The 24,243-nt window shown below is 63.2% G+C and carries 28 protein-coding genes and 1 pseudogene; 12 read left to right on the top strand and 17 right to left on the bottom strand.

Annotated features, from left to right (window positions below; translation table 11 throughout):
• Positions 1-6: 6 nt before the first annotated feature.
• The 3 genes from BQ8794_RS22530 to BQ8794_RS22520 all read right to left on the bottom strand — a co-directional run bounded on the left by BQ8794_RS22530 (position 7) and on the right by BQ8794_RS22520 (position 3,639).
• The gene (locus BQ8794_RS22530; RefSeq protein ID WP_077380845.1) at positions 7-774 is read right to left on the bottom strand and encodes an SDR family NAD(P)-dependent oxidoreductase; all 768 of its coding nucleotides are present in this window, start codon (positions 772-774) and stop codon (positions 7-9) included.
• A 189-nt stretch (positions 775-963) separates the two neighbouring features.
• Positions 964-3,183 carry a xanthine dehydrogenase family protein molybdopterin-binding subunit gene (locus tag BQ8794_RS22525; protein ID WP_077380844.1) on the bottom strand — a complete coding sequence of 740 codons (2,220 nt, stop codon included), beginning with the start codon at positions 3,181-3,183 and terminating at the stop codon, positions 964-966.
• Between the two features lie 3 nt (positions 3,184-3,186).
• The gene (locus tag BQ8794_RS22520; RefSeq protein ID WP_077380843.1) at positions 3,187-3,639 is read right to left on the bottom strand and encodes a (2Fe-2S)-binding protein; all 453 of its coding nucleotides are present in this window, start codon (positions 3,637-3,639) and stop codon (positions 3,187-3,189) included.
• Between the two features lie 244 nt (positions 3,640-3,883).
• On the opposite strand from BQ8794_RS22520, the gene BQ8794_RS22515 reads away from it, so the two are divergent.
• Entirely contained in the window at positions 3,884-4,864 is a 981-nt protein-coding gene (locus BQ8794_RS22515) for an AraC family transcriptional regulator (protein WP_077380842.1), read from the top strand.
• A gap of 25 nt (positions 4,865-4,889) precedes the next feature.
• Here the strand turns inward: BQ8794_RS22515 and BQ8794_RS22510 are convergent, their stop codons facing one another.
• From BQ8794_RS22510 to BQ8794_RS22495, 4 genes are all read right to left on the bottom strand, one after another.
• On the bottom strand, positions 4,890-5,210 hold the full coding sequence (locus BQ8794_RS22510; RefSeq protein WP_077380841.1) for a hypothetical protein: 321 nt from the start codon (positions 5,208-5,210) through the stop codon (positions 4,890-4,892).
• A 4-nt stretch (positions 5,211-5,214) separates the two neighbouring features.
• The gene (locus BQ8794_RS22505) at positions 5,215-5,523 is read right to left on the bottom strand and encodes a YggT family protein (RefSeq protein ID WP_077380840.1); all 309 of its coding nucleotides are present in this window, start codon (positions 5,521-5,523) and stop codon (positions 5,215-5,217) included.
• Between the two features lie 107 nt (positions 5,524-5,630).
• Positions 5,631-7,496 (bottom strand): sodium:solute symporter family protein, encoded by a 1,866-nt coding sequence (locus tag BQ8794_RS22500; RefSeq protein ID WP_077380839.1) that lies wholly within the window; start codon positions 7,494-7,496, stop codon positions 5,631-5,633.
• A gap of 14 nt (positions 7,497-7,510) precedes the next feature.
• Positions 7,511-7,765, bottom strand: coding sequence for a DUF4212 domain-containing protein (locus BQ8794_RS22495; protein ID WP_077380838.1), 255 nt, complete (start codon positions 7,763-7,765; stop codon positions 7,511-7,513).
• 284 nt (positions 7,766-8,049) lie between these two features.
• Between BQ8794_RS22495 and BQ8794_RS22490 the strand changes: the two genes are divergently transcribed.
• Positions 8,050-8,682: a hypothetical protein gene (locus tag BQ8794_RS22490; protein WP_077380837.1), complete on the top strand. Its 633-nt coding sequence runs from the start codon at positions 8,050-8,052 to the stop codon at positions 8,680-8,682.
• A gap of 2 nt (positions 8,683-8,684) precedes the next feature.
• On the opposite strand, the gene BQ8794_RS22485 is transcribed toward BQ8794_RS22490, so the two are convergent.
• Positions 8,685-9,842 (bottom strand): DUF294 nucleotidyltransferase-like domain-containing protein, encoded by a 1,158-nt coding sequence (locus BQ8794_RS22485; RefSeq protein WP_244555070.1) that lies wholly within the window; start codon positions 9,840-9,842, stop codon positions 8,685-8,687.
• 35 nt (positions 9,843-9,877) lie between these two features.
• Positions 9,878-10,834, bottom strand: a complete 957-nt coding sequence (locus tag BQ8794_RS22480) for an exonuclease domain-containing protein (protein ID WP_077380835.1) — start codon at positions 10,832-10,834, stop codon at positions 9,878-9,880.
• Between the two features lie 296 nt (positions 10,835-11,130).
• On the opposite strand from BQ8794_RS22480, the gene BQ8794_RS22470 reads away from it, so the two are divergent.
• The 3 genes from BQ8794_RS22470 to BQ8794_RS22460 all read left to right on the top strand — a co-directional run bounded on the left by BQ8794_RS22470 (position 11,131) and on the right by BQ8794_RS22460 (position 12,963).
• Positions 11,131-11,523 carry a hypothetical protein gene (locus BQ8794_RS22470; RefSeq protein WP_077381013.1) on the top strand — a complete coding sequence of 131 codons (393 nt, stop codon included), beginning with the start codon at positions 11,131-11,133 and terminating at the stop codon, positions 11,521-11,523.
• Positions 11,524-11,727: 204 nt separating this feature from the next.
• The gene (locus BQ8794_RS22465; protein WP_077380833.1) at positions 11,728-11,883 is read left to right on the top strand and encodes a hypothetical protein; all 156 of its coding nucleotides are present in this window, start codon (positions 11,728-11,730) and stop codon (positions 11,881-11,883) included.
• A 135-nt stretch (positions 11,884-12,018) separates the two neighbouring features.
• Positions 12,019-12,963 carry an LLM class flavin-dependent oxidoreductase gene (locus BQ8794_RS22460; protein ID WP_077381012.1) on the top strand — a complete coding sequence of 315 codons (945 nt, stop codon included), beginning with the start codon at positions 12,019-12,021 and terminating at the stop codon, positions 12,961-12,963.
• Between the two features lie 9 nt (positions 12,964-12,972).
• Here BQ8794_RS22460 and BQ8794_RS22455 read toward each other — a convergent pair whose 3' ends face one another.
• From BQ8794_RS22455 to BQ8794_RS22420, 8 genes are all read right to left on the bottom strand, one after another.
• Entirely contained in the window at positions 12,973-13,314 is a 342-nt protein-coding gene (locus BQ8794_RS22455) for a GYD domain-containing protein (RefSeq protein ID WP_077380832.1), read from the bottom strand.
• 1 nt (position 13,315) lies between these two features.
• Complete coding sequence (locus BQ8794_RS22450; protein WP_077380831.1) at positions 13,316-13,990, bottom strand: cysteine hydrolase family protein; 675 nt, start codon at positions 13,988-13,990, stop codon at positions 13,316-13,318.
• Entirely contained in the window at positions 13,987-15,060 is a 1,074-nt protein-coding gene (locus BQ8794_RS22445) for an ABC transporter ATP-binding protein (RefSeq protein WP_077380830.1), read from the bottom strand. The genes BQ8794_RS22450 and BQ8794_RS22445 overlap by 4 nt, the downstream gene beginning before the upstream one ends.
• A 33-nt stretch (positions 15,061-15,093) precedes the next feature.
• A complete protein-coding gene (locus tag BQ8794_RS22440; RefSeq protein ID WP_077380829.1) occupies positions 15,094-16,101 on the bottom strand; it encodes a dimethylarginine dimethylaminohydrolase family protein in 1,008 nt (335 codons plus the stop codon).
• A gap of 106 nt (positions 16,102-16,207) precedes the next feature.
• Positions 16,208-17,011 (bottom strand): ABC transporter permease, encoded by an 804-nt coding sequence (locus BQ8794_RS22435; protein ID WP_077380828.1) that lies wholly within the window; start codon positions 17,009-17,011, stop codon positions 16,208-16,210.
• Positions 17,008-17,850: an ABC transporter permease gene (locus BQ8794_RS22430; RefSeq protein WP_077380827.1), complete on the bottom strand. Its 843-nt coding sequence runs from the start codon at positions 17,848-17,850 to the stop codon at positions 17,008-17,010. The genes BQ8794_RS22435 and BQ8794_RS22430 overlap by 4 nt, the downstream gene beginning before the upstream one ends.
• A gap of 60 nt (positions 17,851-17,910) precedes the next feature.
• A complete protein-coding gene (locus BQ8794_RS22425) occupies positions 17,911-19,017 on the bottom strand; it encodes an ABC transporter substrate-binding protein (protein ID WP_077381011.1) in 1,107 nt (368 codons plus the stop codon).
• A gap of 64 nt (positions 19,018-19,081) precedes the next feature.
• Positions 19,082-20,155: a LacI family DNA-binding transcriptional regulator gene (locus BQ8794_RS22420; protein WP_077381010.1), complete on the bottom strand. Its 1,074-nt coding sequence runs from the start codon at positions 20,153-20,155 to the stop codon at positions 19,082-19,084.
• Between the two features lie 221 nt (positions 20,156-20,376).
• Between BQ8794_RS22420 and BQ8794_RS22415 the strand changes: the two genes are divergently transcribed.
• The 7 genes and pseudogenes from BQ8794_RS22415 to BQ8794_RS22375 all read left to right on the top strand — a co-directional run bounded on the left by BQ8794_RS22415 (position 20,377) and on the right by BQ8794_RS22375 (position 24,231).
• The gene (locus BQ8794_RS22415) at positions 20,377-20,607 is read left to right on the top strand and encodes a hypothetical protein (RefSeq protein ID WP_077380826.1); all 231 of its coding nucleotides are present in this window, start codon (positions 20,377-20,379) and stop codon (positions 20,605-20,607) included.
• Positions 20,608-20,686: 79 nt separating this feature from the next.
• Entirely contained in the window at positions 20,687-20,830 is a 144-nt protein-coding gene (locus tag BQ8794_RS22410; protein WP_244555063.1) for a hypothetical protein, read from the top strand.
• A gap of 28 nt (positions 20,831-20,858) precedes the next feature.
• On the top strand, positions 20,859-21,818 hold the full coding sequence (exbB, locus tag BQ8794_RS22405; protein WP_077381009.1) for a tonB-system energizer ExbB: 960 nt from the start codon (positions 20,859-20,861) through the stop codon (positions 21,816-21,818).
• Between the two features lie 15 nt (positions 21,819-21,833).
• Positions 21,834-22,292, top strand: a complete 459-nt coding sequence (exbD, locus tag BQ8794_RS22400; RefSeq protein ID WP_077380825.1) for a TonB system transport protein ExbD — start codon at positions 21,834-21,836, stop codon at positions 22,290-22,292.
• A 425-nt stretch (positions 22,293-22,717) separates the two neighbouring features.
• Positions 22,718-22,986 (top strand): annotated as a pseudogene (locus BQ8794_RS22395) (LON peptidase substrate-binding domain-containing protein); the annotation flags it as partial.
• A gap of 255 nt (positions 22,987-23,241) precedes the next feature.
• Positions 23,242-23,481 carry a Trm112 family protein gene (locus BQ8794_RS22385; RefSeq protein WP_077380824.1) on the top strand — a complete coding sequence of 80 codons (240 nt, stop codon included), beginning with the start codon at positions 23,242-23,244 and terminating at the stop codon, positions 23,479-23,481.
• A gap of 417 nt (positions 23,482-23,898) precedes the next feature.
• Positions 23,899-24,231, top strand: coding sequence for an ArsR/SmtB family transcription factor (locus tag BQ8794_RS22375; protein ID WP_077380823.1), 333 nt, complete (start codon positions 23,899-23,901; stop codon positions 24,229-24,231).
• The last annotated feature ends 12 nt before the right edge of the window (positions 24,232-24,243 follow it).

Below are 24,243 nucleotides of genomic sequence, written 5' to 3'. Positions count from 1 at the left end.
CGCCTTTCACACCGCGGTAAAGCCGTTGTCGACGAACAGATGGGCGCCGTTGACGAAGCTGGATTCGTCGCTGGCCAGGAACAGGGCTGCCTTCGCCACCTCTTCCGGCTCGCCGATCCGCCCTTGCTGCGCGGCCATTGCTGCGTCGGAGACATCGACACCGAGCTTGCCGAGGTCGGCGACTTCGCGCAGGCCATGCGGTGTCCTGATGAAGCCGGGGCAGACCGCATTGCAGCGGATGTTGCGGTCGCGGAACTCGACCGCGATGGCGCGCGCGAACATGTGGCAGGCGCCCTTGGTGGTGTCGTAAAGCACCTCCATCGGCGTCGCCGCCACCGCCGAGATCGACGAGGTGCAGACGATGGAACCACCGCCGGCGGCGATCATGCCGGGCAGCACGGCGCGCGTCATCAGGAACATCGAGCGCACGTTGACGGCATGCAGCCAGTCCCACTCCTGCAGCGTGGTCTCCAAGAAGGGTTTGATGACAATGGTGCCGGCATGATTGAACAACGTGGTGACCGGGCCGAATTGTTCCTTCACGCCCTTAACTGCGGCCTCGACCTGCGCCTCGTCCGATACGTCGGCTACCCAGTGCTCGGCGACATGGCCGCGTTCCCTGATTCCTGCAGCGGTGGCGGCGGCCGCCTCGCCGTTGCGGTCGATGATCGCCACCTTGGCGCCTTCCGCCGCGAAAAGCTCCGAGGCCGCACTGCCCATTCCCGTTGCGCCGCCTGAGACGATGGCGATCTTGCCAGCCAGCCTTGTGCCCATGGGTTGCTCCCTGCGCTACTTTGTTGTGAGGTCGTGGCCTCCGATCGAGCAGCAATGCTATTCCTTATGGATCGGCTGGCCAAGCCGTGCCTTGCCGACGACCGGGCGTAAGCAGATCTCGCGTTCCCCAGCCGATGGCGGTCGCCTGAGTCACCAGGACGAGACCGAGGAGGAGCAGCACCTCCAAATTCAGGCGTTGAGCGCCTCCAGCACACGCGCCGGCAGGAACGGATAGTGCCGCAGCCGCACGCCGCCGGTGAGCCGCGCCACCGCGTTGGCAATCGCGGGACCGATCGGCGGCAGGCCGACCTGACCGATGCCCCCGATCGGATTCTCGGGCGTTGGAATCACGGTGACCTTGATATCGGGCGCCTCGGACATGCGTATCACCCGATAGGTGTCGAAGTTCGATTCCTGCACCTCGCCATTGACGATGTTGATCTGCTCGAGCAACGCATGGCTGGCACCGCCTGTGATCCCGGTAATCATCAGCGCTTCGATGTTGCGCGGCTGTACCGCTGTCCCCGGATCGACAGCGCACCACACGGTGTGCACGCGGATCTCGCCGGTCTCCCGGTCAAGCGAAACCTCGGCGATCTCAGCGCAGTGGGAGCCAAAGGCATCGGAATAGGCGACGCCCAGCGCCCGCCCGTCGCGTTGGCGGTCCCATTCCGCCATCTGGGCGACGGTCTCGATGACCTTGCGCGCCCGCGGCTGGTCCTTCAGGAGCTCCAGCCGAAGCGCCACAGGATCGACCCCCTTGGCGGTCGCTATTTCGTCGATGACACATTCGATGCCGAACCTGGTGTAGCCAACCCCGACCCCGAACCAGAAGCCTATATCCAGGCCGTTATCCCTACGGATATATTCGATCAGATGCGCAGGGACGGCATAGTTGAATTGCGCGCCCTCGGTCACCACACTGTCGTGGCCGCCTTCGCTCACGAACAGTTGAGGCATCGTGCGGGCAAAAATGGAATCCGCCACGATCCGGTGCCGCCAGCCGATAATGTTGCCGTCGCCGTCGAGCCCGACCTGCACATGTTGTGCCTCGAGCGGCCGGTACTTGCCATGCTGGACGTCGTCTTCGCGGCTCCAGATGACCTTGACCGGTCGGCCCTGCACCGCCTTGGCCAGCGACACTGCATCGATGATGAAGTCGGCCTCGGCTTTGCGGCCAAAGCCGCCACCGAGCAGGGTGGTGTTCACCTCGACCTTGTCAGGGGTGGTGCCGGCCACCTCCGCGGCAAAGCCCTGGGTGCCTGTTGGGCCTTGCGTCGGAGCCCACACTTCAACCGTATCGCCGGTCACCAGCGCCGTGGCGTTCATCGGCTCCATGGTCGCATGGTGAACATGGTCGCTCATGTAATCGACCGCGATGACCGTTGCGGCCTTTGAGATCGCGGCCTCTGCGTCGCCTTGCGTGGCAGCGCCGACGCCAGTTTGGGCGAGGTCGCGGCCAATGCGGCGATACTCTTCCAACAGCCGATCGCTGGTGTAACTGCGGATCCGCGACGACGTGGTCCACACAATTTTGAGCAGATCCTTGGCCCGCTTCGTCGCCTCGACCGTTTCGCCGATGATGCCGACGCCGTAGGGAAGCGGAACGATGTGACTGATGCCCGGCACGGCCCTGGCTTCGGCATCGTCGATGGTTTCCGGCTGCTCGCCCTGAACGGGCGCCCGCAGCACCGCTCCGTACAGCATGTCCGGAAGCTGCACGTCGATGCCGAAGATCGCGGTGCCATCGACCTTCGAGGGTATGTCGACACGCGGTATCGTCAGATTTCCGATGTAGCGCCACTGATCGCTCGGCTTCAGATCGGCATCGGTCGCCTGCGGCAGCGGATCCGGAAGCGTGCCGCCCGCGGCGACCTCGCCGTAGTCGAGCGAGCGGCCCGACTGCGCGTGCACGACCCGGTTGGGCTCCGTGGTGAGTTCGCTCACCGGAACGTTCAGCATGGCGGCAGCACTCGCCAGGATGATCTTGCGGGTCTGGGCGCCGACCAGGCGCAGCATATTGTAGTAGCCCCGCGTGGATTCGCTGCCGCCGGTGAGCTGTACGCCGTAAAAGCCAGGGTTGCCGTATTTCTCCGCGTCAGACGGAGCCTGGACGACGCGAACCTTGTCCCAATCGGCGTCCATGTCCTCGGCGATGAGCAGCGGCAGCGTCGTCATGATACCCTGCCCCATCTCGGATGCGGGTGACATGATGGTCACGGTGCCGTCGGCCGCGATGGTCAGCCAGGCGTTCGGCCGGTAACTGCCCTCGACCATCGGCGCAATGCTGGCGCCCGAGGCATCCTGGAGCAGGCCGCCGAACGCAACCGCGATGCCGGTGACGCCGACGGTGATGAGGAAGCTGCGCCGCGAGAGCGCTCTGGTATGAAGCTGCAATGTCTCGGTCATGGCTCAGGCCTCCCGTGCGGCGCGTTGAATGGCGCTGATGATTCGCACATAGGTCCCGCAGCGGCAGATGTTGCCGTCCATGTGTTCGACGATCTGCTCGCGGGTGGGGTTGGGGTTGCTCTTGAGGAGCGCCGCCGCCTGCATGATCTGCCCGGACTGGCAATAGCCGCATTGCGGCACCTGCTCGGTAATCCAGGCCTGCTGCAGCGGATGGCCGGCGTCCGGCGACAGGCCTTCGATCGTTGTCACCTCCATTCCGGCCACGTCCTGAAGCAGGGTTATGCAGGAGCGCGTCGGCTCGCCGTCGACGTGAACGGTGCAGGCGCCACATTGCGCGATGCCGCAGCCGAATTTGGTGCCGGTGAGTTTCAGATGCTCCCGTATCACCCATAGAAGTGGGGTATCTGGCTCGGCGGCGAGATCCACCGCCCGTCCATTGATCGTGAACGCTGTCATGACTCTTGTTCCCTTATCTGGCGCAATCATCTGGTATCATGCCGTGATGATGGCGGCTTTATCCGCGTTATCCATAGAACTTTCCTGTGTTATCCACGGCGGTAACATCTACATCTTTCAATAATACTGATTATTACTCCAGAAACTGCCACATTGGCGGAGACGTTGTTATTAAATAACCAATTGAGAAAATCCGGTCTATGCTGTAAAGTCCGTATTATCTTCGCAATCGTCCGGAACGCCCATGGATCCGCTCTCAGATGTCCTGTCGCTGCTGAAGCCACGCAGTTATGTGTCCGCCGGCTTCGACGCAGGAGGAAACTGGTCGATCCAGTTCTCCGACCAGCATGAGCGCATCAAATGCTACGCTGTGGTTTCAGGCGGGTGCTGGCTTTCCGTGGAAGGCGTTGCCGACGCGGTGCGCCTGGAGAGGGGGGACTGCTTCGTGCTGCCGAGCGGGCGGCCTTTCCGCCTCGCAAGCGACATGACTTTGACCCCTGTCGAAGTCAGCACGATTTTTCCTCCCGCGCGCGCTGGCGGCGTCGTGACGTATAATGGCGGCGGTGATTTCTTTCTTGTCGGTAGCCGCTTCGCTGTCAGCGGCAATCATGCCGGCATCCTGTTGGGGATGCTGCCGCCCATCGTGCATATCCGGAAAGAGACCGATCAGGCGGCGCTGCGCTGGTCGGTGGAGCGGATGATGCAAGAACTGCATGAGCCGCAGCCGGGCGGTTTTCTGGTCGCGCAACACCTCGCCCATATGATGCTGGTCCAGGCCTTGCGCCTGCATCTGGCGGAAGGGCTGGGAGGTGGCGTTGGATGGTTCTTCGCCCTGGCGGACAGACAGATGGCTGCTGCGATCAACGCCATGCACGACGATCCGGCGCATCGCTGGACGTTGCAGGAGCTAGCGGAGCGTGCCGGCATGTCGCGATCGACCTTTGCCCTGAAATTCAAGGAGATGGTTGGGACGTCACCGATAGAGTATCTGACGAACTGGCGAATGCTGCTGGCGGGGGACAGGCTGGCGAATTCCAGCGAGCCAATTTCCATTATCGCCCTGTCGCTCGGCTACGAGTCTGAAAGCGCCTTCAGCACGGCCTTCAAGAGGGTCATGGACTGTACACCACGGCAATATGGCCGTGGCCGGAACCCCGCTTCCCCTTCAGCGTTCAACACGCGCCCACAGGATACGGCCGCTGCGCGCTGGTTGAAAGCCGGTTGATCAAAGCACGAGCCGAAGGGAATTCTTAGCCGCCGCTTAGCGCCCGCACCACATTCGGCAGCGCCGGCAGCGTCAACAAAACCGTGCCGGCAAGCCAGATTGACGAGACGACTATGCTTCTGGGGTGCGCCGACCAGCGCTCATAGAGCGCGGCCGGCACGCCGGCGAGCATGATGGTCACCGTCGACAGGATCAGCGCACTTGCCATGTAAACGATCTGGCTTAAAGGCGGCGCCCAGCCCGGATACCAGATCGGATAGAGCAGGAAGACCATCAGCACCCATGGCGAAAAGATACCGTTGACGATGGCGACCGCCATGACCGGCACAAGAGCGTTTCTGTCCATTGCCTCAACCCCCTTGTGAAGCCATCGGAGCAATGCCGAAATTGATCAGCAAGACGAGATAGCCGATGCGCAAGGCCATGAGCCAGAGCACGCTGAAGACGATCACCACCGGCTGGGTCAGGATCGATGGCGTGATGGTCCGCACGATCCGCAGGAACGGGTCCGTGACCGACTTGAAGAAGCGCCAGATGTAGTTGTCCCAGCTTTCGGGCACGAAGAGGCCGAGCAGGAGACGCCCCATCAGCGTGTACATCACCGCGGCAAGAATGAAATTCGGTATGTGGAAATACCAGTAGGCCCAGAAATCATTCATGTGGATTTTCCAAGGAGCGGCGCCGCCGCGTTATGCCAGCGGCGTCCCGGAAATGAAAGCGGGGTCCGTCGCCGGACCCCGCCTCGAGCGCCGATCGCTATACGAGATCAGGCGATCTTTTCTTCCATCATCTGCTTGCCGCGCGGCACACGGATTTCCTCGATGAAATCCTGCATAGCCTGGGACGGCGCCCTGGTGAGAAGGCTGACGATGATCATCACGGCGAAGCCCACCGGCAGTCCGAAAGTCGCCGACGAGATGTTCTTCACCCCCCACCACAGTTCCATGTTCGGCGTAGCCTTGTCGAAATCGGCGCCGTACTGGGTCATCACCAGATAGAACAGGGTGATGCCGAAGCCTGCGATCATGCCGGCGACAGCGCCCGCCGAGTTGGCGCGCTTCCACCAGACGCCGAGCACCAGCGCCGGGAACAGCCCGCCGGCGGCAAGCGAGAACGCCCATGACACCATCGACAGGATGTCGGACGGCTTGGTTGACGCGACGTAGGCGGCCAGCACCGCCACCAGAACCAGCAAGATGCGGGACACGATCAGGCGCCGCGACGTCGGCGCATTCTGGTCGATCATCTTGTAGTAGATGTCGTGGCTGAGCGCGTTGGCGATGGCCAGCAGCAGGCCGTCCGCCGTCGATAGCGCGGCGGCAAGGCCGCCGGCGGCGACGAGGCCCGAGATGACGTAGGGCATGCCGGCCATTTCCGGCGTGGCCAGCACGATCATGTCGGCGTTGAGGTTGATGTCGGCAAACGAAAGTGCCGTCACGCCCTTTTCGGCGCAGGCAGCGACGATCGCCGCAGTGTCTGTCGCCGCCTTGCCGCAGATCTGCACGAGCGTATTGTCGGCTGCGGCCCAGCGCATCATCCATCCGGCTTTCTCGCCGATGTTTTCAGGCGTCAGGCCCGACGCCACCAGGTCGAGCATCGTCCACTTGGCGAACGCCGCATAGGCAGGCGCCGTGAAGTAGAGGATGAAGATGAACAGTAGCGACCAGGCCACCGAGACACGCGCTTCACGCACCGACGGGGTGGTAAAGTAGCGCATCAGGACATGCGGCAGTGACGCCGTTCCGACCATCAGGCAGAGGATGAGCAGGAAGAAGTTCTTGGCATCGTAGCCGCCATGCGCGAATGGCGTGATGTGATGCAAGGTGATGCCCTGAGCCGTCTCAAGCGCGGTGATGTTCGCCAGCGCCTGGCCCTGCATCAATTGCGGGATAGGAATGCCGGTTTTCACCGTCGACATCCAGATGGCGGGGATCAGGTAGGCGATGATCAGCACGATGTACTGGGCGACCTGCGTCCAGGTGACGGCGCGCATGCCGCCGAGCATCGAGCAGACGAGAATGCCGGCGAGGCCGACATAGACCGCTACGTTGAAATCGATGCCAAGGAAGCGCGCCGAGATCAGCCCGGTGCCGAAAATCTGCGCGACTACATAGGTAAACGAGCAGGAGAACAGAACGATCACGCCGATGAAGCGGGCAAGATTGCCGCCGTAGCGCGCCGACAGGAAGTCGGGAACCGTGTAGGCGCCGAACTTGCGCAGATAGGGCGCAACGAGGATGGCCACGAGCACGTAGCCGCCGGTCCAGCCGAGCACGAAGCCGAGACCATCATAGCCGAGCAGATAGAGCGAGCCGGCCATGCCGATGAAGGAAGCCGCCGACATCCAGTCGGCGCCGGTCGCCATGCCGTTGTAGAGCGCCGGTACGCGACGCCCGGCGACGTAGTATTCGCCGACGTGCATGGTGCGGCTCAGGACGCCGATCACCGCGTAGATGACAATGGTAAAGCCCATGAACAGGTAGCCGATTACAACATTTTCGACGCCCATGGCGCTCAAGACAGCCATCAGAATGATGAAGGCTATGAAGCCGCCGGTGTAGATGCCGTAGATGCGGCCGAGATTGGAGGTGAAGTCGCCTCCGCCTGCGGTGGTAGATGTCGTATTAGCCATTGACGTTCCCCCGATCAATCTTCATGGACGCCATGCTCTTCGTCGATCGCGTTCTGGCGCCGTGCGAACCAGAACAGCATGACGACGAAGGCGATGAGCGAACCCTGAGCGGCCATGTAGAAGCCGAGCGGAAAACCAAAAATGACGATGCTGTTGAGTTGCTCCACGAACATGTGGATGACGTAACCGAAGAACACCCACAGGCCCAGCATGACGAACATGAGGCTCTTGGTCTTGTTCCAATAACTTACGCGGTCTGGCGTCGCCATAGCTTGAACCCTCCCTTGGTTGGCAGCTTGCGAACCGTCTCGACCGCAAGGCGCCGTTTAAAGCTTGCCTCTTCCGCTGACGCGGAAGCCCTCCGGCACATGTTGCGGCCAGGTATAGAATCAGCCGACCGTAACTTTGTAGGAGTAACACTTCTTGTCGCGTCTGTTCATACGACTTTAGAATCGGTGAGAGGACTGGAGAATCGCCAAGAGGACTGGCGGTGCGGCGTGGCGGAGGTTACACGGTCAACATCGGTTGGGAACAAAACCGAAGGGAGAGCGCCATGGGCCTGCTGAACGACCTGTTGCCCGAGTTCCTGCGCAAGCCGCAGCCGATCGTCAGCGTCGACGAACTGGCTGACTTCATGGATTCGCGCGCCGCCTTCCTGGCCCAGAAAAGCATCGTCGAGTTCTGCCGGGTCAGGGCAGGGGTCTACTGGCAGAAGCTGTTCAGCGAGAAGGAGTTCCAGGCGGCGCTCAACCATTCACGCTGGCGCGCCTACCCTGCGTGCTACGCCATGATGGCGGAAATGGTGGAGGGTGCGCTGCGCGAACCCGCCGGCTTGCGCCAGCGAGGCCTGCCAGCGGCGCTGGAAAAAGTCGCTTTGGCAAGCTTCTCCAAATATGCCGTTCCGGAGGGCTCGCCCACCACTTTCTGGGAGGACGCCGCCGAACTCACACGTCAGCGCCTCGCCGCCACCCAGATCGGCCCGCCGCGCCCGGTGCGCGAGATCCCCGAGCCGCTGGCGCGAACGGTTTTCGAGATGGTCCCGATCCACCCCAATCTGCTGACCAACGATTACGACTATATCTTCAACTTCCTGAGAATGAATCTGCTGCGCGCGCATGAGGATTTCCTGGTGCAGGCCGACCGCAGCGCCCTCGTCGACCAACTGCTTGGCGCCGCGCGCAGCTGAGTTTACTGTCCGAGCGTCGCCGGCGATGTGAACATCAGGTCCCGCACCAGGTCGGGTGCCGACTGAAGGCGCTTGATGAGGCTCTTGAGCTGCGCCTGCTGCTCGCGCGCCAGGGCATTGATCTCGACGCGGTTGGATACCGGTATACCGGCGTAGATGTCACGCGTCTGCTGAGCGAGCAGCAGGCCGACCAGCATGGCGTGGCCGGCCAGCATCGCCTTCATGTCGGGCTCGCCGCCAATATCCAGCGCGATCAGTTGCTCGAGCCGGGCACGCGTGCTCCGCTCGCGGATGCCGTGGCGAATTGCAAGCGTGCGTGCGGTTGCGACGATTGCAAAGAGACCATGCTTCTTGATGTCCAGCCGGCCATTTTCAAGCTGAAAGCCGCCAAAGACCGTAAAGGGATTGCCGGTCGTCATCTGCTCGCCGAGCAGCTTCGCGAACACCGGCTCGGCGTGGGCACGGTCATACGCATATTCGATGAACTGCGCGGCCAGCGTGGTGTCGCCATGCACCGGTCGAAGGTCGTAGACGATATCGACGTTGAGCAGGTCCTGAGGCCGCAGGCGGCGAACCCAATCCTCGACGCGCCGCTTCCAGGTGCCGAGGCTTCCGCGGAATGCGGCATTCGCGGCCATTACACCGCCTTTGCAATACGGCACGCCTGAGATGTCGAGCATGTCGGCGAGCCTGGCGCCGAGATTCTTGAACCAGCTGTCTTCGGGCCCATCCGGCTCGCCATCTGCAAAGACGATGGCGTTGTCCTGGTCGGGGGCCATCAGGCTTTCGCCACGGCCGCCTGAGCCGAGCACGAGCACGGCGTAGGCGCAGGGCGGCGGGCCGTGACCTTCGATCTGCATCTGCTGTTCGGCAAGCACCGCGGCGCGGCGGGTAAGCGAGCAAAGTTCGTCGCTGATGATTTCCGCCACCACGCGCGGGTCGATTGCTTCGCCGAGGAGCGATCGTACCACGCCCGCCAGCATCGACCAGCTGGCCGCCAGTTCGGCGGCGTCCCTGGCATGTTCGATCGTGTCGTCGAGATCGATGGCAGCGGCGGCGCGAAGCCTCAGCAGGTCGCGCGCCGAAAGCACGCCGACCAGCATGCCGTCGTCGTCGCGGACGGCGAGGTGGCGGACTTTCAGCCGATCCATGCGGCCGATCGCCCGATACGCAAAAGCGGCGGCGCGGATGCTTATCAGCGGTCGCGTTGCAAGGTTCCGACCGGCATGTCAAAAGCCCGCTCGGCGTCTGACGATATGCGGCGCAGCAGGTCACGCTCGGTAACGATGCCATACGCCTCGATCGCTTGATCCGGCGTTCCGCACTCGGACACGAGGACCGAGCTGATCTTGCGCTTGACCATGAGGTCGATGACCTGCCTTGTCGGTTCGGTCGACTTCACCACCACTGGCGGGCTGCTCATCAGGCTGCCGACGCGGTGGCGATAGGCATAGGGATCAACCGGCTGAAACGCCGGAGCCTGGGGTCGCGACACCGGCTCGGCCCAGCCGGCGCGATGGCCGGCTTCGAGAGCGTCCGAAAGGGCAAGGCAGGCGACCTCGGCCTCTCCAAGTGTTCGGATGTTGCGCTTGCGCAACTCCGGAATCAGAGTGGCAAAGATGTCTCCGGCCGCAATCGCATCGCCCAGAGCCGAATGGCGGCCTTCTATCCCCAGGCGAAGCCATCCGGCGATCGTTTCCAGTGAATAGTCTGCCAGATTGGGATTCGCTATTGTTGCAAGAAGCCGGACGCACAGCGCCCGAGGCTTTTTCCAGGGCAAACGGGCGCGTCGGCATTCGCGCTCCAATACCGCCAGGTCGAAGCCGATCGAGTGGCCGACGAGGATGCGGTCGCCGACGAACTCCTGGAATTGCGCCCATGCATCCGGGAAGCTGCCGGCTCCGTCAACATCGGCATCGGTGATGCCGTGGACGAGCGAAGCCTCGGACGGGATTGCTTCACTGGGATCGATGAGCAGATCGAGTTGAGTTTCCCGGACGACCTTGCCATGCGCGATACCGATCGCGCCAATCTGGACCACGCGTGCTTTGGTGGCGTCGGGCCCGGTTGTTTCGGTGTCGACGGCGACAGCCGCAATTGCTATCAGCAGTGTGGCGCCGCTCGCCGGCTTCAATTTCGTCTCCTTCGGCATGGCCGATAGCCTTCCTCTGCCGGATGTCTTGCCGAGACAGCTGTCTGAGACAGCGCTTGTCGATGCCGGAAAGGTTCGATCCGGCTTGCCATGCAAACATAGAGCGCGCCGGCGGGCCGCGTCGATGGCCGTATTTCAGGCTGTTGCGTTCGCAAAGTTGCGCGGGGAGTTGCGCGCCTGCACGACGATGCTGAATCCCCAGAGGTATACCCGTCCTGGCGGCACATTCGCCTTAAAGTGATTTGATACGGTCGCAGCGCTCGCACATTGTCGGCGAGTTTGTTGCCGAGGCGCCGATGGACGAGATCAGGCGGGTTGCTGTGGGGTGCATTGGGCGCGCCGTCATGTTCGGCTCGCTTGCCATCGGCTGCGTCATGGTTGGCTTCTCCTTTAACCCGGTGTCTGCATTTCGCTCCGGCGCGTTCCTCACGCTGACCATGGTTCTGGCGCTGATGTGGAAAGCCACGACCGCAGCCGGCAAGAATCCCAAGCACACGGAAGTCTGGCTCTACCTCGACGAGAAATCGCGCCCAGCCGATGCCTCGGCGCGACGGGTGTTCGGCACCATCATGGGCGACGTTTATAAACTCTACGCCCGGATCGCGCTCGGCGTGGCGGTTGGGTTCTTCCTGGTGTCGATCGTGCTGATGCTGTTCGGTCTGGAAGCTTACAGGCCGCCCGCCAAATAAGCGGCCGCTGGCCCATTCCCGCCCCTCCGCCCGCATGAGCCAGGCGTTTTGGCATCGGGCCGATCGGCCTCGGAAGTGCCGCGCTAAGCAGCAAACAAACCAAATTGTGATCCGGTTTGAGAAAAAAATTCCAAGGATCGCTGGAAAATAGCACTCGACAAAGTCTACTGATTTTATAGATTAACCGCCGAGACGGAGGTCGACATGTCCTATTTCCAGAACGCCCGGACTGCCCGCAAAGGCCAAGCACTCGGTTCTGAGCAGACTTGGCGGCCGGCCTATGCGGGAGCCTTTGCCTATCTCGTCTTTGCCCTTGCGTTCGTGTTCACCGGGGCAGTCGTTCTGGGTCTTATTCCCTGATCATTGAGCCAGCGAGTCATCGGGTCCTGACTTACAGGGATAGTGATCTGCCGTTTCGCAATATCGGAGTTGAATGAACCGCATGCCGGTGCGCTTTCGCGCGCCCCTTGCCCCAACGTGATGGAGGAGATGGCAATGCCGATCGAGTTCACGCATGTTCCCGGTAAAACTCACCCGGCCGACCCAACCGCGCCGTTTTTCTACGATTTCGCGGAAACCGCGACAAGGCTGTCGCTGATCGAGGACATCGGTTTCCAGAAAATCGTCGTCGACGATCCGGCCGGGCTGCTGACCAATATGGATATTGCCGCCCGGGCGCTGGACCGCACGTCTTCGCTCGAGATCGTTCTCACGCATTGGGCTGGTGTGATCGAGCCGACGGTGGCGGCTCGGCAATTGGCGGCCCTCGACGCGAAAAGCGGCGGTCGGCTGTCGCTCAGGATGCTCAGCGAGCCGCTGAACGACGACGATGCCGAAACGCGTCCGGTCGGTCATGCGGTCGTCTGGCAGCGCGTCGATGAATATCTGGTGCTGCTGAAACGGTTGTGGTCGAACGACAGGCCGTTCGACCATGAAGGCGCCTTCTACAGCGTCAGCGGCGGCTATGTGCCGCGCAAGGGGCCGCTTAGCGCCGGCGTGAGCGTCCGCATGGGCGGAAGGTCCGGAACGGCGCTCAGGGTCGCCGGGCGGCATGCCGATGTCTTCGAGCTGACGCCGGGTTCGCTCGACGAGATCCGGCAACTGATGGAGCGGGTGCGCAATGCCGCCGCCGAACACGGCCGGGCCGGCAAGCTGCGCTTCGCGCTTCCCGTCCGGATCCGTTCGGCCGGCAACGCTTCCTGCCGGAAGGCGGTCGAAATTGCTGGGCCGCCGGCGCAGAACGCGGTGTCGCTACTCCCTTATGCGGCCTTGGGTATAGAGGAGTTCATGATCGTCGGTATCGACAGGCCAGGCGAGATCGCAATGGCGGGCCGTGAAACGATCGCGCTGCTGCGCCACACTCTGGCCCGCCGCGAGGCCGATGTCCCTCAGCCCGGCGCGTTTCCGTCTCGCGTGACAGGGGAAGTGCGCGCCGGCTGAGAGCGCTCGTCATTTCAAGACCCGTTCGACAATAGCGCCGAAGATTTGCGGGTCGAATGCCGGCAGGATGAGAGGCTCGACGAAGCCATCGCGCCGGGCCGTGAGCACATATTGCATCATGGCCTCGTTATCGGGCATTTCGAAAACCTGGACGAAGTCATAGGCGCCGAGCGTGGCATAGAAGGCGATGGATCTGCCGCCGAGTGCTGCAACCCGCTCCTCGCTGATTTTCCGGCGCTCCGGGCTGCCGGCCAGCTCGGCCAGGCCCTTGTCCGTCAATCGCATCAGGGAGATGTAAAGCCGGCTGGTCGTGGTTGCGGCCGGCGTGTCGGCAGTCTCATGAGGTGGCATTTCAGTGCGCCTCGCCGGAGAGTTGCGACATCGCCGCGATGACGGCGCCTGAGTCGGTCAGCGCGCCGAAGATGCCGTTCTCGACCGTTACCATGTGGAGCGCGGCCTCATGCGCCCTCTGGTCGCCGCTGGCGCAGGCGTCGGAGATCGTCAGGCACTGGAAATTTCGGTCGCAGGCTTCGCGCAAGGTCGTGTGCACGCAGACATCCGTCGTGCATCCCGAGAACAGGAGATGCGTGATGCCTTGGGCGCGCAGCACATGCTCGAAATCCGTGTAGGTGAAGGCACCGTTGCAGGTCTTGTCGACGATGATGTCCTGTGGCGCGACGTCGATCTCCGGAACGATCTGGAAGCCGGGGCTCGAACGCAGGAGGATGTCGGTTCCCTCGAGGCCGGCCCGCTTGCGACGCCATTTCTCGTAGGGCGTCATGTCGGCCATATCGCCCCGATAACCCTGCCGTGTATGGATAATGGTGAGCCCGGCGGCACGTGCGGCCGCGATCAGGCGGTTCACCGTCGGCAGGATGGCCCGCAGCGGGCTTGGATCGTAGCCCTGCCTGGCGAAATAGCCTGTCGTCGACAGGAAGTCCTCCTGCAGGTCGATGACGATGAGCGCGGTGTTTCCAGGCACCAGCCTGCCATCATAGGGGAAATCGAAAGGTGTCGCCTTGATCATGGGTGGCTCTCTTCGTTGGGCAGAACGCCGATGGCGGAGGGATCTATCCGGCAGTCGACGACCTGTCCGGCCGCGACTGCTACTTCCGAACGCAGCGTCGCAACCATCTCTTCGCCGGTCGCCGTCCTGAGCAGGATGCGCTCGAGCGCGCCGACAAAGGAGTTCTCGACGACCGTCGCGCGAAAGCCGATTTCGTCGCCCGTCGCCTGCCCGATGCGGATGTCCTCGGGGCGCACCCACACGGTCAAGCTGTCGCCGGGCCGCTCGCGGCGGCCCTTGACGTAGGTAGAGCCAAAGCGCGTGCCGAACGCTTCGACCATCGTCTCGTCATCGTCGGCACGCTGGCCGGACAGGAAATTGTTCTCGCCGAGAAAACCGGCGACGAAGCGCGTCGACGGTTTCTTGTAGAGGCCGCGCGGTGGTCCGATTTCGATGATCCGGCCGTGGTTGAACACCGCGATGCGGTCGGACATCGCAATCGCCTCCTCCTGGTCATGGGTGACGTAGACGAATGTCACCCCGGTTTCGCGATGCAGCCGCCTCAGCTCCTTCTGCATCGTTTCGCGCAGCATGCGGTCGAGGGCCGAAAGCGGCTCGTCGAGAAGCAGGATGCGCGGCCCGAAGGCGAGCGCTCGGGCGATGGCGACGCGCTGCTGCTGGCCGCCGGACAATTCGCGCGGCTTGCGCTCGGCCAGATTGTCGAGGCCGACGAGCGACAGCATCTCGGCCACCCGCGCGGCGATCCTCGCCTTCTCCCATTTGCGGACGCGCAGCGAGAAGGCGATGTTGTTGGCGACGCTCAGATGCGGGAACAGCGCATAACCCTGGAAGACGAAGCCGAAATTGCGGTCCTCCGGATCGACATGGGTGATGTCCTTGCCGTCGAGGCGGATCGTGCCCTTGCTCGGCGTGGTGAAGCCGGCCAGCGACATCAGCAAGGTGGTCTTGCCGGACCCCGAGGGTCCGAGCAAGGTGACGAACTCTCCCGCCTCGACCGAGAGGTTGATCCCGGTCAAGGCAGTGACCTTGTCATAGGTCTTCGCCAGATCGTCGATAACCAGCAATGCCATATCAGTTTCGGGCCATGTCAGGTCAGGACCATGTCAGATCGGGTCCCTGATCAGCGGCGCCGTCGAGCAATGCAGGCCGCCGCCGCCAAGCTCGACCGTCTCGTAATTGCAGGTCAGCACGGTGATCCCCGCGGCATCGAGCCTGTCGGCCAGGCGCTTCGAGCGGCTGCCATGCATGATCACGCGTCCGGGCGCGACGGCCAGACAGTTGAGCGACATGGCGCTGTCTTCGGGAGGCAGTTCGATCATCTTGATGCCGCGCTTCTCCAGATATTCGATGAACGGGTAGGGCAGTTCATTGACATTGACGATCGCCGTCTCGACGTCGACCATAATGAAAGCGCCGTCGATGTGAATACGGTATCCCGGCATCGGTACCTTGATCAGCGTCACGCCTAGGCCGGCGAGAATGCTTTCGACCTGCCGCACCCCTTCCGGGTTGCAGGCGATCGAGACCGTGCAGACGGCGGTCTTGGCATCGATGAAGGCAAAGCCGCCGCCTTCGAAGACGGCCGTGCCGTGGATGGTGCCGAGGATCGGGCATCCGGCCTTGGCCAGCGCCCGGGTCACCGGCAGTTCCTCGCCACGGCGCACCCGCCGCGCCAGACGGGTAACGATGGCGCCGCCCGGTATGCCGATGACGCTGTCGCGCGTGTAAATCTGCTTCATCGCCCCGGGAGCGGCCTTGTCGACGAGAATGACGTCGACGCCTTCCGACCGCAGCAGGTTGGTGAATTCATCATGGGCGCGCTGCATGGCGGGCAGGTCGGGCATCGTCCGGCCCATCCAGTACCAGCCCTTTTCCGGATCGCCGAAACCGCCGACCTCAGGCATCGGCTTGTTCTCGACGACGGACAATTCGTCGTCGGGCCGGTGCATCAGGACGGCGCGCAGACGGCCGACATCGTTCGAGCAGCCCCAATGGCGGCCCCATACCGGGATCTGTTCCTCAGCCGTGTCGAAGCCCGGTTCCGGAACGGAGCCGAAGATGCTGAAGAACTTGTTCTCCCTGTACTCGTTGTCGCTCATCGCGGTGCTCATGGATTTTCCTTTCCTTTCGATTGGTCCCGACACTCGGGGTGTTGAAGTCTTTATCTTGATGCTTGTCGTCATCCCAAAACCGCTGCGCACTTTTGGGCGACATGCATTAGAGTTTCTGTTGCCGTTGCCGGCGTTCGATCAGCGCGCGTGCTACCAGCGCCACAACAGTGACGACGAGCAGGACGGTGGCGATTGCCGCCAGCGCCGGATCGACCGCATCCTGGATGCTTGTCCAGATGCGGCGCGGCAGCGTGACGACAGCGCGTCCGGTGATGAAAAGCGTCACCGTGATCTCGTCCCAGGAGGCGACGAAGGCCAGCAGCGCGCCGGCGGCAACGCCCGGAACGATGTTCGGCAAGATCACCTTGCCGAAGACCGTCATCGGCCTGGCGCCGAGGCTCCTGGCCGCCTGCACCAGCCTCTGGTCGAGATTGGACAGCGACGCTCCGATCGCCAGCACGGTCAGCGGCAAGGCCAGCACGACATGCACCAGGACGACGCCGGTGTAGCTGTCGAGCAGCGACAAGCGGGCCCACAGCTTGACCATGCCGACAGCGTAGATGATCGGCGGAACGATCATCGGCGACAACAGGAGTATGCGCATGAAGGACGGCCACCAGCCGCCCGCCGCCCAGGCGCCGACGGCGAAGGCGACGCCGAGCGCCGTCGCGATCGCGGCGCAGGCGAGTGCGATGCCGGCGCTGGTCAGCATGCTGGGCAGCCAGCCCTTGCTCCAGTCGGCCAGTGCGGCGAAATGCTCCATCGAGATGCCATCCTGCGGCAGGGACAAATAATCGCGGTCGGTGAGCGCGACCGGTATCACCACCAGGATCGGAACGAACAGGAAGCCGAGCAGGCACCAGGCCACAAAGCGCGGCAGGCCGACCTCGATGATGCGCCGGAGCCTCATTGCTGCGGCCTCGCAACGAAAGCGGCGCGCAGTGCCGGGCTGCGCATGGCGGCAAAGACTATGATGCCAACCACGAGAAGCAGCATCGTCGACAGCGATGTCGCCAGATCCCAGCGCGAGGTGCTCGATATCTGCACCGAGATGTATTCGGCGATCATCAAGGTTTTGCCGGCGCCGAGCAGAGCAGGCGTGACCAGGAAGCCGAGCGAGAAGACGAAGACGAACAAAGTCGCCAGCGCGATGCCGGGCAGGCTGAGCGGCAGCCAGACGCGCCAGAAGATCGTGGCTGGGCGCGCGCCCAGCGAGCGCGCCGCCTGCATGATGCGGCGGTCGATGTCGGACAGGTTGGCATAGAGCAGCAGGATGGCGAACGGCATCATGTAATGCACCATGCCGATGGTGACGCCGAGCAGATTGTAGACAAGGTCGAGCGGCGTCGAGATGACGCCGGCCTCCATCAAGGCGCTGTTGAGGACGCCGCGGCGGCGCAGGATGGTGATCCAGGAAAACGCCCTGACCAGTACCGATATCCAGAACGGCACCAGCACCAGGAAGAGCGAGATGCGGCGCCAGCCGGCCGACATATGGATGATGGCGAAGGCGACGATGTAGCTCGCCAGCACGGTCAGCACCGTCGTCATCACAGACACTTTGAGCGTCGTCATGACGACGCGGCCGACCGCCGCGTTGGCGAACAGGCTCTGGTAGTTGGCGAAGCCGAGCTTCGGCTCGGTCAGGCTCAACGCCAGAACCTGCAGGATCGGCGCCGCATAGAGCCCGATCGCCACCAGGCTGGCGGGAACCGTCAGCAACAGAGCTGTTGTCTTGAAATTTCGCATCGGATTCGGGCCGCCGCCGCTTTGCTGGCGGCAGCCCTTCCCTGTGTCGGCTCGTCTCCGTCAGCTCGAGATGAAATCCAGATATTTGTTCTGGAGCTCGGTCTCATGTTCCGCGTAATAGGTGGGATTGAGCATGATCTGCGAGGCAGCGTTCTCCTTTGTCGTCGGGTTCACCAACGCGTCTGCCGGCGTGATCAAAGCCAGGGTCTTGGGGTTGGAAGGCCCATTGCCCATCAGTTGCAGCAGCACAAGCTGGCCGGCCGGATCGAGCGTCGAATTGATGAATTCGAACACTTTCTTGCCGGCTGGATTGCCCTTGGGAACCGACCAGGCGCTTGCCGAGAGGATGTTCTGCTCCCAGATCCACTTGAACTTGTCGGGCGTCTCCTTGTTGAGCAGGTTGGCGCGGGTGTGCCAGATATTGCCCATCACGACTTCGCCTTCGCGGAACAATTGCTGGGTCTGCGCGCCGCCCTCCCAGAAGATGATGTCGGCGAGCATCGGCTTGAGCTTCTTGAACGCCCGGTCGACATCGAGCGGATAGAGGTCGGCGGGCGCGACGCCGTCCGCCATGAGGACGAATTCGAGCTGGCCCTGGATCCATTTGCACATGGTGCGCTTGCCCGGGAATTTCGCCGTGTCGAAGAAGTCGGCCCAACCGGTCGGCGCGACCCCCTTGGTGGCCTCGGCGTCATAGGCGAGCACGTTCGAATAGACATAGTTCGAGACGCCGAACTCGCCGGCGAAATTCTCCGGCACCTGCGACTTGTCGACGATCGTGTAGTCGATCTTCTCGACCAGATTGCCCTTGCCCAGCGTCAGCGAGTCGATCATGCCGCCGTCGGTGGCGTCCCAGATGACCTTGCCGGACTCGACCATGGCCCGGATGGTGCCGACCGCAGGCCCCGCCCCATCGATCACCACCTTCATGCCGCTCTTTTTGGTGAAGGGGTCGCCATAGGCCTTGGCGAAGGCATCCACCGCGGCACCGCCCCAGTTGCAGACGACGATTTCGGAGGCGTCGGCCAAGGCAGCGCCGGGCTTGAACGCGGCCGCAAGTCCGAGGCCGCTGAGCGCAAAGAGGAAAGAGCGGCGATCGATCTCACCGCGGTTGAACTTCTCCAGCGCGATCTGCGCCGCGTCTTGTGCAAAATGCGAGATTGTCATTTTCATGCTCCCATTGTTGATGTCGATGACAGGCTTTCGCGGAGTTGATCCGTCTTTCTCAAGGTTACGCTCTTATCGGCGTTCGGTTTTCTGATGAGGCGTTTCCAGCCGGTTCCCACTGTCTTGTGCGCGGCGCGGCCACGGAGTGGCGCACGACAAGCTTCACCGCGACCGGCGCTGCGTCCGGAATCTCGGCGCCGTTGATGTGGTCGATCAGCAAGCCGACCGCCCGGCGCCCGAATTCCTCGGCGGACTGGTGGATGGCCGTCAGCGGCGGATCGAGAAGATCGACATTGCGGATGTCGTCGAAACCGACCAGCGACAGATCGGCCGGCACGGTGATGCCGAGCCTGCGGCATCCTTGCAAAATCCCCAGCGCCAGCATGTCGGCGGAGGCGAAGATGGCGGTCGGCGGATTGTCGAGGGTGGCGAACTGCAGGATGGCGCGCAGGCCTGACTGTTCGTCGTAGTCGCCGAAGAAGACGTGATCGGGATTCATCCTCAGGCCGCTACGTCCAAGACTGTCCTTGAAGGCCCCGAACCGTTCCTTGCTGCTGAGCAGCGCCGGCGGACCGCCGACGAAGGCGATCGCCTCGTGCCCGTGCGCCAGAAGATGGTCGGTGGCAAGCTGGGCGCCGAGACGGTTATCGGCAAACAGGCGCGGTGCCACGGCGCCCGGAACGTCCTCGTCGACCAGGACGACATTGCTGCAGGCATTGATCTTCTCGACCAGCGCGCCATCGTCCGGATGGTTGGTCATCAGCAGGATGCCGTCCACCTGCGCGTCGTCGATGCGTGACAGGAAGGCCAGTTCCTTGGCCGCGATGTTGCGGCTGTTGAACATCACCAGGCTGTAGCCGAGACGGCTCGCTTCCTCTTCCGCCGAACTCGCGATGGCGGCGAAAAATGGGTAGGAGATGTCGGAAACGATCAGGCCGATGGTTTCGCTGCGGCCCTTGCTCAGCCGTCGCGCAATAGCGTTCGGGCGATACTCCAGCTTCGCCACGGCCGCCCTGATGCGCTCGCTGGTTTCCGCAGGCAGCTTGATACGGCCGTTCAGGTGACGTGACACGGTGGTGACCGAGACGCCGGCCGCGTGCGCCACATTCCTGATCGTCGATGCAGCGGGCTTTTTCATCGGCGGCTCGGCCACATTCCTTCAGCAGCGCAAACGTCAGCGGCCCTCACACGAAGATCCGCCTGGCAAGGCGACAATCCCATTCGACGTCGGGGGCGACAAGTCCGTCGTTTGTCACACCGACTTTCCCAACAGCCGAGAGTTCAGCACGGGAAACTAAGTTTGTAAACCGCTTTACTAAACCGGTTTCGTGAATTGCGTTCTGACTTCCGGATCACGGCGTGGCCGCTGCCAAGCAGCACAGGCAGCGACATCGCCGCGATCAGCAGGTTTCGGCGCGCAGTCATTTCATCTCGAATTCTTCCGCGACCAAACAGCACCATCCCGGCACGCTCCACTTTCTTCGAATTTCGACGCAAATCCGGCGCGTCACGACATTGTTGACTCAAAAAGTCATCTTCATTGTTGACAAGTATGTCATGTTTCATAGTCAACCGGACAGCGGCACCTAAAACCGGATTGCCGAACCGACTATGGAAATGCGCGCGCGAAGCCAAAGAGAGGCCAGATCGTGGCGTCGGCGACGAATTGATGGCGCTGAAGGACGGCAGGCTGCTGACGCGCGGCACGCCGGACCAGATCATGCAGGGCGACGTGCTCAAAGGGAGTTTCGGTGTCGAGATGGGCGTGTTTGCGCACCCCGTCACCGGCCAGCCCATCGGCTATGTGCAATGAGGCCACTGTGAGAATAAGGAAGAAGCCCTTGTCCAGACATGGTTTGTTCGCGGCGTTGCTCGCATCCGTCGTCCTGTCGGCCGGCGGCGCAGCCGCCCAGGAGCAACCGGGCGCAGCCGCCCAGGAGCAACCGGGCGCGACCCCGGCGATCGAGGCGCCGGCGCCAGTGCCTGGGCAGGCTGCGCCGGACGCGGCCGTGCCACCGGCGACGCAGCCAGCTGTGACCACGCCCACCGAGACCACGCCTACCGAGACTGGCCCTTCGACGGCAACCTCCCTCACCCTGCCGCACGATCTGTCGCCATGGGGCATGTTCATCGCAGCCGACGCCGTCGTGAAAGCGGTGATGATCGGGCTGGCTTTTGCGTCCTTCGTCACCTGGACGATATGGCTGGCCAAATCACTTGAGATCCTTGGCGGCAAGCTGCGCGCCCGCCGCGCCGCACAGGCGATCGGCAATGCCGCGACGCTGAACCAGGCCGGGCGCGCGCTTGGCCACAATAGCGGTCCTGGCGCCCTGCTGGTGCGGGCAGCCGAAGAAGAGACCGCACTTTCGGCCGGCTCGCTCGAGCATGTGTCCGGCGACGGGCTGAAGGAGCGGGTGACGTCGCGCCTGTCGCGCATCGAGGCGGCGGCGGCGCGGCGCATGTCGCGCGGCACCGGCGTCTTGGCGACGATCGGCTCGACCGCGCCCTTCGTCGGCCTGTTCGGCACGGTCTGGGGTATCATGAACGCCTTCATCGGCATCTCGCAGGCGCAGACCACCAATCTCGCCGTCGTTGCCCCGGGCATTGCGGAAGCCTTGCTGGCCACCGCGATGGGCCTCGTCGCGGCGGTCCCGGCGGTGGTCATCTACAACATCTTCGCTCGATCGATAGCCGGCTACAGGCAGATCCTCGCCGACGCGTCGGCAGGGGTCGAGCGGCTGGTCAGCCGGGATCTGGATTTCCGCACCGTCGCGCCGGCAAAGCAGATGGCCGCGGAATGAACACGGAGCGACGCCATGGCGGCTAGAATTCGAGAGCACATCGACGGCGATCTCGAGGAAAACCACGAGATCAACGTCACGCCGTTCATCGACGTGATCCTGGTCCTGCTGATCATCTTCATGGTCGCGGCGCCTCTGGCGACGGTGGATGTCAATGTCGACCTGCCGGGCTCGACCGCAACGCCTGCGCCTCGACCGGAGACGCCGCTGTTTCTGACGCTGAAGAACGATCTCAGCCTGGCGATCGGCAACGACAGCGTGCCGCGCGCAGCCTTCGCCGGCGCGCTGGTCGGCAGGACAAAAGGCGACAGGCAGACGCGCATCTTCCTGCGCGCCGACAAGGCGGTCGGCTATGGCGAACTGATGGAGGTGATGAACCTTTTGCGCGGCGCCGGCTATCTGAAGATCGCGCTGGTCGGCCTTGAGGCGGCGCCCGGCGATGCCGCGGTACCGCAAGTCGGGACGGGCCAATAATGTCGCCGTCGGCCGCCCTGCCGATGGCCGATCAGCGGCGCTTCGGCGCGCGCGAGATCGCCTGGTGGGCGGGCGCGGCTGCGCTGGTCCTGGTGGCGCATGCCGCGATCGGCTATGCGATGCAGAGCTGGCGCCCGGCCGAGCCCGATGGCGGGCCGCCGCAGGCGCAGGTGATCGAGCTGTCGCCGATGGCGCTCACGCCGGCCGAGCCGGCCCCGGTATCGAATGAGATCGCGCCCGATCAGCCGGATCCGGCCGAGGAGCCGGTAGCCGAAACGGAGCCTCCGCCCGAACCGCCCGTCGAGCAGGCAGAGCCGGTCACCGAGCCGTCGGAAGTCGCTCCGGTCGACACAGTCGAGCCGACCCCGCCGACCCTGGCGGAACGGGTCGACCAGCCGCCGCTCAAGGAAGTCGTGCCCGAAATTGCCGAGGCCGAGATCGACCGGCCGGCGCTGCTCAAGGCATTTCGCGCCTATCTGCAGGCCAACGATCTTGAAGCCGACTGGGAAAGCGTCAGCCGCGCCGAAACGCCATGCTGGTCAATGCGCTGTCGATGATGGCGCCCTACGGGCCGGCCGAGAAACAGGCGCTGCTCGAAGCGGCGGACCTGAAGACACGCGCCGAAAGGCTGATCGCCATCACCGAAATGGCGCTGGCACGCGAGAACGAGGATTTCGGCTCGAGTTTGCAGTAGGTGGGTGGAAAACAGAAGCCAATTGCGGAAGTCGGCGCCGCCCCTCATCGCCTTGCCGGGCGCTTCTCCCCGTATAGGGACGGGGAGAAGGGGCTGTCGGCAGCCTTGGCGGGCATTCTGCAACGCGGGTGATTGGCGAAACCATCGATGAGAGTGTCCCTCTCCCCGTCACTATACGTGGAGAGGATGCCGGCAGGCAGGTGAGGGGCAGCGTCGAGGCACGAAGACTGAGGACGAACGAGAGGACTGACAAAAATGGTGGATGGGCGTGATGGAAAGAAGGCCAATGTCGACCCCAAGCTGCTGGAATTACTGGCCTGCCCGCTGACCAGGGGTCCGCTTGCCTGGGATCCGGAGCGCAGCGAGCTCATCTCGAGGGTCGCACGGCTTGCCTATCCGGTGCGTGACGGCATCCCGATCATGCTGCCTTCGGAAGCACGCTCGCTCCCCTTCGACGACGGATTGCCGCCGCCGCGGTTGGGCGGGCCGTCTTGAAGCGTGGTGATCCTTCGCGCCCCCCTCTGTCCTGCCGGACATCTCCCCCACAAGGAGGGAGATTGGCCTTCATCACTGATTTCGCCAACCGCCAACCTTGCAAAATGGACGCTATCCGCGAAGCTGCCGATCTCCCCCCAAGTGGGGAAGATGTCCGGCAGGACAGAGGGGGGCGCGAAGGATCGCTACAGAGCGCTTATATTCTGAGCCGCTGCATTCTTCGACTAAGGGCGCCGTCCACATAGGGATCCCAGGGTCTTCGCGACGTCGCTTCGCTCCTGCTCCGCGCTGGATGACGAAGCCGTGGTGGTTCGGAAAATATATCTGCAATCCGGACGCGGTTGCCAGCCTTTTGCCTCCGTCATCCGTCTGTCACATGTCGGCCATATACATCCATAATTCCGGATTCCAGGATATATGGATAAGAACACCGCCCTTCTCGCATTGGCAGCGCTTGGCCAGGACACCAGGCTCGAAGTGTTTCGCCTGCTGGTGCGGGCGGGCGCAGACGGTGTGCCTGCCGGCGAGATCGCCGCGCGCCTCGGTGCAGTGCAGAACACCATGTCGGCGCATCTGAAGGTCCTCGACCATGCCGGCCTGGTCCGCGCTGAGCGTGACGGCCGGACGATCCGCTACGTCGCCGACATGACCGGTTTTCGCGATCTGCTTGCCTATCTCATGGAGGATTGCTGCAACGGCGCGCCAGAACTCTGTCAGCCGGTCATTCAGGCCGTGACTTGCAACTGCTAGAAGGGAGGACCA

Source organism: Mesorhizobium prunaredense (assembly GCF_900156895.1).
GTDB lineage: Bacteria > Pseudomonadota > Alphaproteobacteria > Rhizobiales > Rhizobiaceae > Mesorhizobium > Mesorhizobium prunaredense.
The sequence above is the reverse complement of the archived record's forward strand: the minus strand, read 5'-3'. Positions and strand labels throughout refer to the sequence as shown.